Source organism: Paraburkholderia sp. NPDC080076 (genome assembly GCF_050281145.1).
Classification (GTDB): Bacteria; Pseudomonadota; Gammaproteobacteria; order Burkholderiales; family Burkholderiaceae; genus Paraburkholderia.
The window spans coordinates 34354-47336 of record NZ_JBNNWQ010000011.1 but is presented as its reverse complement, the minus strand read 5'-3'; the positions used below and the strand labels follow the sequence as shown (position 1 = coordinate 47336).

General features: G+C 64.0%; 6 protein-coding genes. 4 read left to right on the top strand and 2 right to left on the bottom strand.

The window, feature by feature from the left end:
* Nucleotides 1-6: 6 nt before the first annotated feature.
* Both ACQKRQ_RS33395 and ACQKRQ_RS33390 read right to left on the bottom strand, forming a co-directional pair.
* A complete protein-coding gene (locus tag ACQKRQ_RS33395; RefSeq protein ID WP_132383676.1) occupies nucleotides 7-1608 on the bottom strand; it encodes a GMC family oxidoreductase in 1602 nt (533 codons plus the stop codon).
* A gap of 116 nt (nucleotides 1609-1724) precedes the next feature.
* Nucleotides 1725-2318, bottom strand: coding sequence for a sugar dehydrogenase complex small subunit (locus ACQKRQ_RS33390; protein WP_427481692.1), 594 nt, complete (start codon nucleotides 2316-2318; stop codon nucleotides 1725-1727).
* Between the two features lie 360 nt (nucleotides 2319-2678).
* Between ACQKRQ_RS33390 and ACQKRQ_RS33385 the strand changes: the two genes are divergently transcribed.
* From ACQKRQ_RS33385 to glgB, 4 genes are all read left to right on the top strand, one after another.
* On the top strand, nucleotides 2679-3344 hold the full coding sequence (locus ACQKRQ_RS33385) for a DUF1345 domain-containing protein (RefSeq protein ID WP_408431420.1): 666 nt from the start codon (nucleotides 2679-2681) through the stop codon (nucleotides 3342-3344).
* A gap of 466 nt (nucleotides 3345-3810) precedes the next feature.
* Nucleotides 3811-7251 (top strand): maltotransferase domain-containing protein, encoded by a 3441-nt coding sequence (locus ACQKRQ_RS33380; protein ID WP_427481690.1) that lies wholly within the window; start codon nucleotides 3811-3813, stop codon nucleotides 7249-7251.
* Nucleotides 7248-10712 carry a maltose alpha-D-glucosyltransferase gene (gene treS / locus ACQKRQ_RS33375; RefSeq protein ID WP_427481688.1) on the top strand — a complete coding sequence of 1155 codons (3465 nt, stop codon included), beginning with the start codon at nucleotides 7248-7250 and terminating at the stop codon, nucleotides 10710-10712. Before ACQKRQ_RS33380 ends, treS begins: the two co-directional genes overlap by 4 nt.
* The gene (gene glgB / locus ACQKRQ_RS33370; protein ID WP_132383666.1) at nucleotides 10705-12915 is read left to right on the top strand and encodes a 1,4-alpha-glucan branching protein GlgB; all 2211 of its coding nucleotides are present in this window, start codon (nucleotides 10705-10707) and stop codon (nucleotides 12913-12915) included. The genes treS and glgB overlap by 8 nt, the downstream gene beginning before the upstream one ends.
* Nucleotides 12916-12983: the final 68 nt, after the last annotated feature.

The window sequence follows — 12983 nt, the reverse complement described above, 5'->3', positions numbered from 1 at the left end:
TCACGCTCAGATTTCACGCTTGAGCTTGTCGGCCAGCTTCAGCGACAGGGCCGCGATCGTCAGCGTGCAATTCACCGAGGCCGCGGTCGGCATCACGCCGCTGCTGGCGATGAACAGATTGGAGTGGTCATGCGTGCGGCAGTCCGCATCGACGACCGAATCCGCCGGATCGCTGCCCATGATCGTGGTGCCCATGATGTGATTGTTCGGCGCGAAGGTGTCGTCGAAGGTCACCTCGGCGCCGCCGAACAGCGCGGCGATTTGCGCATACAGTTCGTGCGTATTGGCCGCGCTTTTCTTCACGTAGTCGTTGATCGAGTAGTAGATTTCCGGCTGCGGAATGCCGAGCGCATCCTTGTGATCCGCCGACGGCACCACGCGGTTCTGCGGCTCCGCCAGGTGCTCATGGAAGCTGTTGATATTCAGCGTGCGCGCCGCGCGGTCGCGTATCTGCCGGTCGAGTTCGGCGCCGGTCAGGCCTTTTTTCAGGAGATCGGCGGTCACGCTCATCGTGGGCACGCCGTTCGAGAGATGCAGCTTCTTCGCGGCGTAGTCCGAACGGAACGCGCCATCGCGGAAGTTGACGATCGAGGTCATCTCCATCGGTCCGCGTCCCGGCCACAGCGGTTCATTGGCGAGGAACGCGACGCCCGTGCCCGGATGATCCATCAGGTTGCGGCCCACCTGATCGGAACTGTTGCCGACGCCGTGCGGGAATTTATCGGACGTCGACATCAGCATCAGCTTCGGCGTTTCGATGCCGTTCGCGGCAAGCACGAATAGTTTGCCGCTCACGCGCGTGCTGTTGCCGTTCGGGTCCTTGTAGTGGACCGCGGTGATCAGCCCTTTATTGTCCGCTTCGACGCGATACACCACCGCTTCGGGAATCAGTTTCGCGCCGGCCTGTTCGGCTTTCTCCGCATGCACGACGCCGTTGTACATCGCGGCGATCGGGCAGATCGGCATGCAGTTGTTGTTGCCGCAGCAGGTGGGCCGCGCGTCGTACGGACGGCTGTTGCGGGCCACCGGCTCGGGCACGACCTTGAAGCCTTGTGCATTGAGCACGTCGCTGAAGCGCTGATCCATGTACGAGAGCGGAAGCTGGCTCATCGGATACGGTTTCGAGCGCGGCGAGCCGAGATCGATCGAACTGCCGGGACCCGACACGCCGAGCTGCACTTCAGCCGCCGAATACCACGGCTCCAGCGTTTCATACGGATAAGGCCAGTCGCGTCCCACGCCGTACAGCTTGTGCAACTGGAAGTCCGACGGCAACAGCCGCCATGCGGCCGCCGCCCAATGCCAGGTCGTGCCGCCCACCAGCCGCAGGTACTGCGAGCTATACGGATAGTCGCCTTTCTGGATCAGATAATTGTTGGCGGGCGCGTACTCGGGATGCGGCGCATAAGGCGTCGATGGATACGGCGTCGCGAAGTCCGACTTGACCGGCGAGTTGCGGAAGTTCTCGACGATCTGCCAACGCGGAATGCGCGGCCCGGCTTCGAGCAGAATCACCGACGCGCCGGCCAGCGCCATCTGATGCGCGACCAGTCCGCCCGCCACGCCCGAACCGACTACGACGATGTCGGCGGAATTTGAGTTTGCCATTGTTGCCCTCTTGTGCAGAGCACTTATCTTTGTTTGCGTTGTTTGCTGTACTCGCGTGCCGCCACTGCGTCGAATGACTCAATCGAACAATGCGGCACGCGCGAGACGAACCTCGCTCACGCGCTCAACGGTTTCTTCGTCCAGTAGAACGGCACGTCCCGGCAATAGGACGGAATCGTGAGCACGTCCTTGACGGGCTCGAACATCAACGCTTTTTCATAAGCAACCACGTCCACATGCGGCATGTCGCCGACAAGGCCGAGATACCACGCGCGCATGATCGCGCTCACGGATTTCGCGAGCGCGGGCTGGTCGACTTGCAAAGCCTGCGTGACGGTATCCGACGGTACGCCGCCATGACCTTGCAACCATGTGTTGAGCGCGGCGACGTTCTGCGTGAACTGACTGTCGGATTTGGCGAGGGCGTCGTAGACGCGTTTGCCGAGCGGGGCGTCGAAGCCCGTACGGCCGGTGAGACGCTGCGAGAGTGCAAGGAATGCGTCGAGCCCGCCGCCCGCGGGCGTATCGGCAAACGCCGGGGCGATCCATGAAAGCGAGCGGCCGGCGCCGGCAAACGCGAGCGCCGCGGCTGCGGCACATGCACCGAGTACCCACGCTCTGCGCGAGGCGGACAACGATGCTGACGACGACAACTCTGCTGGACGCGTCACTTCGTGGTGCGCATCATTGTTGTTGGGTACATCTGTCATGGGGACTCCAGATGGTGAGTGATTCTCAACTTGCCTCGCGACCCTGGCGTGATGCCATTCGCGCGTGGCGTCGATCTCTACCCCAAACCTGGCCTAAGCGCCGCTTGAGCGGTCTTTTGTGAACCCGCACGCACCCAGTGCGAGCTGAGCTACGTGGTGCTGATGACATCCGTATGAAACCGCATGCACGGCATGGCATGCGCGGCAAAAAAAACCGTGCCGCCTGCCAATCGCCTTTCAACTGAAAGCGGCGCGCAAGGGCGTTGCGAAAGACTATAGCCTGTGACCCGCCCATTCGACAAATGGTGGTCCAGGCGCGGGTAGAATCCGCGACAGCGAGAGCCCCACACCCTACATTCCATGCTCACAAAATACTATCCACAGGTTCTTCGCAATCGACCGCGCATGTTGGTCGGCCTTGCGCTCGGCATCGTCGCCGCGCTGGCCGTGCCCGCGCACACACGCCCGATGGTCCGCGTGCTGGCCGGTTGGGACGCGGCCATCTGGAGCTATCTGGCGATGATCTGGGTGCACATGGCCGTTGCCGACGAAGGCCGCGTGCGCGAATTCGCCCGTCGCGACGACGAGAACGCCGGCGTGGTGCTGATGGTGATCTGCGTGGCCACCATTGCGAGCATTGCGGCCATCGTGCTGGAACTGGCCTCGGCGAAGGGGACAGCCGGCGCCTCCACCGTCTGGCACTACGCGCTGACCGGGCTCACGATGTTCGGCGCATGGTTCTTGATCCCGACCATCTTCACGCTGCACTACGCGCGGATTTACTACGACACCGACGCAAAGGAAACGCCGCTGCTGTTTCCCGACCATGCGCTCCAGCCGGACTACTGGGACTTCCTGTATTTCTCGTTCACCATCGCCGTGGCGTCGCAAACCTCTGACGTGGTGCTGCGCTCGCGTTCGATTCGCCGCGCCGCGCTCGCGCAATCCGTCCTGTCGTTCTACTTCAACGTGGCGGTGCTGGGTTTGTGCGTGAACATCGCGGCAGGCTTGCTCGGTTCTTCGTAATACTGTCGACACAAAGCCTCTCACGAATACCCTCGCCGAATAAGACTCCGCCTTTTGCGGGCATTGCCCCGTCCCTGACGCGCCACGTGTAAATCCCGGACCGCGGCCGCCCGTTTTACACGCGGCGGCCGTCCGTGCGACGCGTCTTGGCGCCTCGCGCCTTCTTTCGCACTTGCCTCCGAAGCTTGCTGCAGTGCGTACGCTCACCCCTCCATCGCTGCCGTCCGAGCCGCGCTGGCACAGCGTTTGCTGCGTCTTCCGAATCGATCTGGCCGGCCCGTGCAATCGACGCCTGGCGTCAAAGCACCCTTTACTGGCCAGCGGCGTGACGATCTTTGCACTACATTGACCAGTACGCGCCTTCGCTTGACGCATCGCGCGGTATCCGGCTCTGGAAGCCCAATGAGCGCTGTGATCGCATGCCACTTGCATCCACACCGCAGCAGGACGAATCTGGAAACGATCGATGGAACCTCGAAACGGGTACGCGCCGCGGATTTACTTTTTTCATTCACTTCTGGTTGGGCCGCTCGATGCATGGCCTGCGCAGTTCGCGCATGCAGCCGCGCTGGGCTTCGATCACGCGCTGATCGGCAGCCTCTTCGAGCCTGGACGAGCCGGCCACGGACAGGTGGTCGGCGACCACGCCCGCCTGCATCCGGTATTCGAAGCCCAGCAGCCCGCCAGCGAGGCGATACGCTCGCTCGCGAGCGCCGCCAGTCAAAACGGCCTGACTTTGCTGGTCGATCTGGTGATCGACCGGATGGCCGCCGATGGCGCGCTGTACGCCGAACATGCCGACTGGTTTCACCCATTCGAGTCTGAAGAGGCGCGGCTCGACCCCCGCCACGTGCATCGCGAGGACAACGTCGCGTATGCCAACTTCAACGACGCCGGCAGCAGCGCCGCGTTGGTCGGCTGGTGGACGGAGCAGTTGCTGGCGCTCGCCGAGGCCGGCGTGGGCGGCTTCCGGTTCGATTCGCCGCATCGCGTGCCGGCCGCCGTCTGGCGGCAATTGGGCGACGCGGTCCGCACCAAGCATCCCGAGGTGCGTTTTCTCGCCGCCACGCCCGGCCTCGCTCGCGGCGATCTGCTCGGCCTGCAAGGCGCCGGCTTCGACAGCGTGTTCTCGTCGGTGCGCTGGTGGGACTTTCGCGCAAGCTGGATGGTCGAGGAACATGCCGCGCTCGCGCGCATCGGCGCGCCGATCGCGTTTCCCGAAGCGCCTTACGGCACCCGTCTCGCCGCCGAGTTGAGCGATTCGCACGACGCCGCCATCGTCGAGCGGGCCTACCGGCGCGCGCTGTTCACGTCGGCCGCCATCGGTACGGGCTGGATGATGCCGATGGGTTTCGAATACGGCATCACCGAGCCGATGTCGCAAACGCGCGGCGATGCTTCGCAGTTCGCCCTCGCGGTCCAGGCGAAGCATTTCGATCTCTCGGAACGCATCACGCACGCCAACCAGGTGTCGCGCAATACGAAGACGCTGCATGCCAACGGTGAATTGCGCCCGCTCAGCGGGCCCGGCGCACCCGCGGCGGTGTTGCTGCGCGCCGACCAGCCCGACCTGCGCGAGGCCGACGAAGCGATCCTGATCGCGATCAATCCCGAACTCGGCGCACCGGTACGCGTCGATCCAGCGCGCTTCCTCGCGGGCGTGCCGGGCAATTTCACACGCTTCGTGCCGCTAGATGCGCCCGCCAGCGCCTCACCCGTCACGCTGACATCGTTCACGCTCGCGCCCGGCGCGGTCGGACTGTTCCGCGCGGTCGCGGAGAAGCCGATCCGTCTCGCGCCACCCATCGACAAGGCGAACAGCAAGCGCAGCGGCCGCAAGACCGTGATCGAGGCGCTGAGCGCGCCGCGCGTGGCGATCGAGAGCGTAACGCCTTCGGTCGACAACGGCCGCTTCGCGGCCAAGCGCAGCGTGGGCGAACGCGCCGAAATCACCGCCGCGATCTTCGCCGAAGGTCACGACAAGATTGCCGCCGCCGTGACCTGGCGCGCCGCCGACGAAACCAACTGGCACGAAGTGTTGATGGAACCGGCCCAACCCGCCGGCCTCGACATCTGGAAGGCGCGCATTCCGCTCGAACGCCTCGGCCGACACGAATTCACCGTGATCGCGTGGCGCGACGACTTCGCTTCGCTGGTCGAGCACGTCCAGAAGAAGCTGAAGGCGGGACAAACCGTCGAACTCGAACTCGAGGAAGCCGCGCATCTGTTCGCGCTGGTGCTCGCCGAGGTCGAAACCACGGAAGGCGCGGTCACCGAACCGCTCGAACATATCGTCAAGGTGTTCACCAAGGCCGACCCGGAAACCAAGCTCGCGCTGCTGCTCGCGCCGACCACCGCGAAAGCGATGACCGCCGCGCGCCACCGGCCGTTCCTGAGCCGCGATCCGGTCATCTACAAGATCGACGCCGACCGCACCGCCGCGCGCTTCGCCAGCTGGTACGAAATCTTCCCGCGGTCGATGAGCGACGACGAATCGCGCCACGGCACCTTCGCCGATGTCACGACGAAGCTGCCGCGCATTCGCGACATGGGCTTCGACGTGCTGTATTTCCCGCCGATTCACCCCATCGGCGTGGCGAATCGCAAAGGCCGCAACAACACGCTGAACGCGCAGCCGGGCGACGTCGGCAGTCCGTATGCGATCGGCGGGGTCGAAGGCGGGCACACGGCCGTGCATCCGCAGCTCGGCACGCTCGACGACTTCAAGGCGATGCTTGCCGCCGCGCACGCGCACGGCCTCGAAATCGCGCTCGACTTCGCGGTGCAATGCTCGCCGGATCACCCGTGGCTCAAGGAGCATCCGACGTGGTTCGCGTGGCGCCCCGACGGCACGCTGCGCTACGCGGAGAATCCGCCGAAGAAGTATCAGGACATCGTCAATCCCGACTTCTATGCGCACGACGCCAAGCCCGATTTATGGCTCGCGCTGCGCGACGTGTTCCTGTTCTGGATCGAAGCGGGCGTGCACATTTTCCGCATCGACAATCCGCACACCAAGCCGCTGCCGTTCTGGGAGTGGGTGATCGGCGATATCCGCGCGCGCTATCCCGACACGATCTTCCTCGCCGAAGCCTTCACGCGGCCGCGCATGATGAACCGGCTCGGCAAGATCGGCTTCTCGCAGTCATACACGTACTTCACGTGGCGGGAATCCAAGCGCGACTTCATCGAGTACATGACCGAACTCACGCAAACCGGCGCGCGTGATTCGTACCGGCCGAACTTCTTCGTCAATACGCCGGATATCAACCCGCGGCATCTGCAATCGCAAGGGCGCACGGGCTTTCTGATTCGCGCCGCGCTCGCCTCGACGCTGGCCGGTTTGTGGGGCGTGTACAGCGGTTTCGAGCTATGCGAGGCCGCCGCGCTGCCGAACAGCGAGGAATATCTCGACTCCGAGAAGTATCAGTTGCGCGCGTGGGACTGGAACCGGCCCGGTAACATCGTCGGCGAGATCACTGCGCTGAACCGGATTCGCCGTGCGAACCCGGCGCTGCAAACGCATCTCGGCCTGACGTTCCTGCCCGCGCACAACGATCACATCCTATTCTTCGAGAAAGCGACCGAATCACGCGACAACGTGATCCTCGTCGCGATCAATCTCGACCCGTTCAACGAACAGGGCGCGGATATCGAATTGTCGTGGGAGACTTTCCAGAAATGGAATCTGCACGACCACGGCCCGCTGGAAGTCACCGACCAGATGACCGGCGCGCGCTTCGAATGGCACGGCCGCTGGCAGCACGTCCAGCTCGGGTCGGGCCAGCCGTTCTCGATCTGGCGCATCGCGCCGCTCGGCGGCCTGCCCGCCGAACGGCCGGATGAAGCCGACAGCGACTATCACGCAGACGCTGGCAACCCAACCTCAACGGAAGGTGCGACATGAAGCGTGACGACCCGGCTCAAAGCACGACACAGTCACCGGTGGGCAATGCCCCTGGCAACACGGCCAAGCCGCGCACGAATCGGCGCGGCAAACCGGCGGCCTTGAGCGACGATCCGCTCTGGTACAAAGACGCGATCATTTATCAGGTGCACATCAAGTCGTTCTTCGATGCGAACAACGACGGCGTCGGCGATTTTCCCGGCCTGATCGCGAAGCTCGACTACATTGCCGAGCTCGGTGTGAACGCGATCTGGCTGCTGCCGTTCTATCCATCGCCGCGGCGCGACGACGGCTACGACATCGCCGACTACCGCAACGTGCACCCCGACTACGGTCAGATCGCCGACGTGAAGCGCTTCATTCAGGAAGCACACGCACGCGGCATTCGCGTGATCACAGAACTGGTGATCAACCACACGTCGGATCAGCACCCGTGGTTTCAGCGCGCGCGCCGCGCGAAGCCGGGTTCGAATCACCGCAACTACTACGTGTGGTCCAACACCGATCAGAAATACCAGGAAACGCGGATCATCTTTATCGATTCGGAGCCGTCCAACTGGACGCACGATCCCGTGGCGGGCGCGTATTACTGGCACCGTTTCTACTCGCATCAGCCCGACCTGAATTTCGACAATCCGGCCGTGCTGAAGGAAGTGCTGCAGGTCATGCGCTTCTGGCTCGATATGGGCATCGACGGGCTACGGCTCGACGCGGTGCCATATCTGGTGGAACGTGAGGGCACGAACAACGAGAATCTGCCGGAAACGCACGAGGTGCTGAAGAAGATTCGCGCCACCATCGACGCCGAGTATCCGAACCGGATGTTGCTCGCCGAAGCCAACCAGTGGCCGGAAGACGTGAAGGAATACTTCGGCGATGAAGACGAATGCCACATGGCATTCCACTTTCCGCTGATGCCGCGCATCTACATGTCGATAGCGAGCGAAGATCGCTTCCCGATCACCGACATCATGCGGCAAACGCCGGACCTCGCCGAAACGAACCAGTGGGCGATTTTCCTGCGCAATCACGACGAATTGACGCTGGAGATGGTCACGGATTCGGAGCGTGATTATTTGTGGAACACCTACGCGAGCGATCGTCGCGCGCGGCTGAATCTCGGCATTCGCCGCCGCCTCGCGCCGCTGATGGAGCGCGACCGCCGCCGTATCGAACTGATCAATTCGCTGCTGCTCTCCATGCCGGGCACGCCCGTGATTTACTACGGCGATGAACTGGGCATGGGCGACAACATCCACCTCGGCGATCGCGACGGCGTGCGCACGCCGATGCAGTGGTCGTCGGATCGCAACGGCGGATTTTCGCGCGCCGATCCTGAGCAACTGGTGCTGCCGCCGGTCATGGGCTCACTGTACGGTTTCGACGCAGTGAATGTGGAAGCACAAAGCCGTGACCCGCATTCGCTGCTGAACTGGACCCGGCGCATGCTCGCCACGCGCCGCGCGAAACAGACGTTCGGGCGCGGCACGATCCGTTTCCTGAAGCCGGAAAACCGCAAGATCCTCGCGTATCTGCGCGAAATGCCGGGCGAGCCGCCGATCCTGTGCGTGGCGAATCTGTCGCGCGCGCCGCAAGCGGTGGAGCTCGATCTGTCGGAGTTCAACGGCTCGGTGCCGATCGAAATGACCGCCGATTCCGTGTTCCCCGCCATCGGCCAACTGACGTATCTGTTGACGTTCCCGCCGTACGGCTTCCTGTGGTTCCTGCTGTGTGAGGGCAGCCAGCGTCCGACGTGGGCACAGGCCCATTCGGAGTCGCTGCCGGAATTCGTCACGATCGTGATCCGCGAAGGGCAGGTCGGTCCGACGCCGGAGAACGTACGCCTGCTCGAATCGGAAGTGCTGCCTTCGTGGCTGAGCCGGCGCCGCTGGTTTGCGTCGAAGGATCAGAAGCTCAATGCGGTACGGCTCGCGGCGTTGACCACGATTCCGCACGGCGGTTTCGCCTTCACCGAAATCGAGGCGGACGTGGGTGGTCACACCGAACGCTACGTGGTGCCGATCGCCATCACGTGGGGCGGCGAAACGACTTTCCCGTTGTTCAAGCAACTGGCCTTCGCGCGCGTGCGGCGCGGCCGCAACGTGGGACATCTGACGGACGCCTTTGCGTTGCCGATCTTCGCGCACGGCGTGATGCGCAAGCTGCGCGAACGCGCCGTGGTGCCGACCGTGCAGAAGAGCGAAATCAAGTTTCTGCCGACTGAGCGTTTCGCCGAACTCGAGGGGCTCGGCGAACGGCCGGAGATCCGCTGGCTCGCGGCGGAACAGAGCAACAGTTCGTTGATCATCGCCGATGCGGTCGTGCTGAAACTGGTGCGCCGCCTCGTGAGCGGCATCCATCCGGAAGCGGAAATCAGCCGTTACCTGACGCAATTGGGTTACGCGAATACCGCGCCGCTCTATGGCGAAGTGGTGCGCGTCGATCCCGAAGGTGTGCCGCATACGCTGTGTATTCTGCAAGGCTATATCGAGAATCAGGGCGACGCGTGGAACTGGTCGCTCGACTATCTGCGCCGCTCCGTGGACGAACTCGCGATCGCCGTCGATACCGAATCGCAATCGGCGTCGGACCGCACCAACGAGGCGATTCTGGTGGAAGGCTACAGCACGTTGGCCGGCATCATCGGCAGACGGCTGGGCGAATTGCACGTGACGCTTGCCTCGCCGACGGACGACCCGGCGTTCGCGCCGGAACCCGCTAGCGCGGAGCAGGTGAAGGCATGGGTGGACGGTACGCAGGCGATGCTCGCCAGCGCGCTCGATCTGCTCGCGCCGCGCATCGAGCAGATGAGCGATCCGGAAACCAAGGCGCTGGCGCAAAGCCTGATCGACCGTCGCAAGGAACTGGTGGCCGTCGTCGACAAGCTGGTTTCCGCCGACGCAGGCGCGCTGCGCATTCGCATTCACGGCGACTTCCACCTCGGCCAGGTGCTGGTCGCACAGGGCGACGCGTATCTGATCGACTTTGAAGGCGAGCCGGCACGCACGCTCGAAGAACGTCGTCAAAAGTCGAGCCCGCTGCGTGACGTGGCTGGCCTGATGCGCTCGCTGTCGTACGCAAGCGCCGCTGCGCAGTCCACCACGGAGGCCGCGCCGCAACAGACCGCCGATCGCAAGCGCACGCTGTTCGACCGTTTCCGCGCGTATGCCACCGAAACGTTCCTCAACGAATACCGCGCGGCTGCAGCGCAAGCGTCGACGCCGCTCGTCGCGCCCGAAGCCGAACAGGCCTTGCTCGATCTGTTCCTGATCGAAAAAGCCGCCTACGAAATCCGTTACGAAGCGGCCAACCGCCCGACGTGGCTCAGCTTGCCGGTACGCGGCCTCGCCGCGCTCGCCAGCCGTCTGCTCGGCGACACCGGCGCACACGGCCACGATTCTTCAACCCAGGCGCCAGGCGCCGCCACGCCGCCTAACCCGGCCGAGGGCGACTATGAGTGAGCATGATCCGGCCGTAGGCCTTCAACCGCTCGAGATCGACGCGCTCGTCGAAGCGCGCCACCCCGATCCTTTCTCACAGCTCGGGCTACATCAGACGAACGCGGGGCCGGTGGTGCGCGCACTGTTGCCGAACGCCGCGCACGTCAGCGTGATTTCCCGCGCCGACGGTGCGTTGCTCGGCGAGCTCGAACAGTTGCGGCCGGGCCTCTTTGCCGGCCGCGTCACGGCCGCGGCGCCGTACCGTTTGCGCATCGACTGGCATGGCGTGGTGCAGGAAATCGAGGACACATATTCGTTCGGTCCGGTTCTCGGCGACGAGCCGCTCGGCCGGCTCGCCGGCGGCGATCCGTACGCGGTGCTCGAATGCCTCGGCGCCCATCCGATGGAATTCCACGGCGTGCCGGGCGTGCGCTTCGCCGTGTGGGCGCCGAACGCGCGGCGCGTTTCGGTGGTGGGCGACTTCAATGCGTGGGACGGCCGCCGTCATCCGATGCGGCTGCGGCATCAGGCCGGCGTGTGGGAATTGTTCGTGCCGCGCGTCGGTCCAGGCACCCGCTACAAATACGAGCTGCTCTCGCGCGACGGTCATCCGCTGCCCCTGAAGGCCGATCCCTGCGCGATGCAAACGGAAAAGCCGCCGGGCACCGCGTCGATCGTTGCGCATGTCGACGAGATCGAGCAGTTTCCGTGGACCGATCACGAATGGATCCAGTCACGCGCCAGCAAGCAGACGCCGCGGTCGCCAATCTCGATCTACGAAGCGCATGCCGAGTCCTGGCTGCGCGTCGCGGAACAAGGTCAGCGCGGACTCGACTGGGATGAACTCGCGGAGCGGATGATTCCGTACGTGAAAAGCATGGGCTTCACTCACGTGGAGTTCATGCCGATTGCGGAGCATCCGTTCGGCGGATCGTGGGGCTATCAGCCGCTTGGGCAGTTCGCGCCGTCGGCTCGCTTCGGCAAACCCGAGCAGTTCGCGAGGTTCGTCGACAAGGCGCACGAAGCCGGACTCGGCGTGATTCTCGACTGGGTGCCGGCGCACTTTCCGAATGACGCGCACGGCCTGATCGACTTCGACGGCACGCCGCTCTACGAGCACGCCGACCCGCGCGAAGGCTATCACCAGGATTGGAACACGATGATCTACAACCTCGGCCGCAACGAGGTGAGCGCGTTCCTGGTCGCGTCAGGGCTGGCGTGGTTGAAGCGCTATCACGTCGACGGGTTGCGCGTGGATGCGGTTGCATCGATGCTGTACCGCGACTATTCGCGCGCCGCTGGTGAGTGGGTGCCGAACATTTACGGCGGCCGCGAGAACCTCGAATCGATTGCGTTCCTCAAGCGCCTGAATCACGAAGTCGGCTACGTGCCGGGCGCGCCGGGCGCGATCACGATCGCCGAGGAATCGACCGCGTGGCCAGGCGTGACGGCGCGTGTCGAAGACGGTGGCCTCGGCTTCCAGTTCAAGTGGAACATGGGCTGGATGCACGACACGCTGCACTACATGGAAGAAGATCCGGTCTACCGCCAATACCATCACCACATGCTGACGTTCGGCATGGTGTACGCGTATTCGGAGCGCTTCGTGCTGCCGCTCTCGCACGATGAAGTAGTGCACGGCAAGGGGTCGCTGCTCGGCAAGATGCCCGGCGACAGGTGGCAGAAGTTCGCCAACCTGCGCGCGTACTTCGGTTTCATGTGGACGCATCCTGGCAAGAAGCTGCTGTTCATGGGCGGCGAATTCGGCCAGATGGCGGAGTTCGATCACGATACGTCGCCGCATTGGCATCTGCTCGACGATTCGAATCACCACGGCGTGCAGAAGCTGGTGCGCGACCTGAACCGGTTGTACAGCGAAGAGCCCGCGCTGTATCTGCTCGATTGCGAGCCGGGCGGCTTTGAATGGCTGATCGGCGACGACAGCGGCAACAGCGTGTTCGCCTATCGCCGCACCGATGGCGCGGGCCGCGAACTCGTCGTAGTGTGCAATATGACGCCGGTGCCGCGGGTGGGTTACCGGATCGGCATGCCGCGCGGCGGACGCTGGTCGGAAGTGCTCAATACGGACGCCGGCGTGTATGGCGGCTCGAACATGGGCAACGGCGGCGTGATTCACACCGACTCCCAATCGAGCCATGGCTGGCCACATTCCGCTTCACTGACGCTGCCGCCGCTTGCGACGATCGTATTGCGCGCGGATTGATGGAGGTGCTGTGAAGCGAGCGCGCGGCGTGCGAAATCTTCGCGCCGCGCGCTCGTTGCATGAAGACC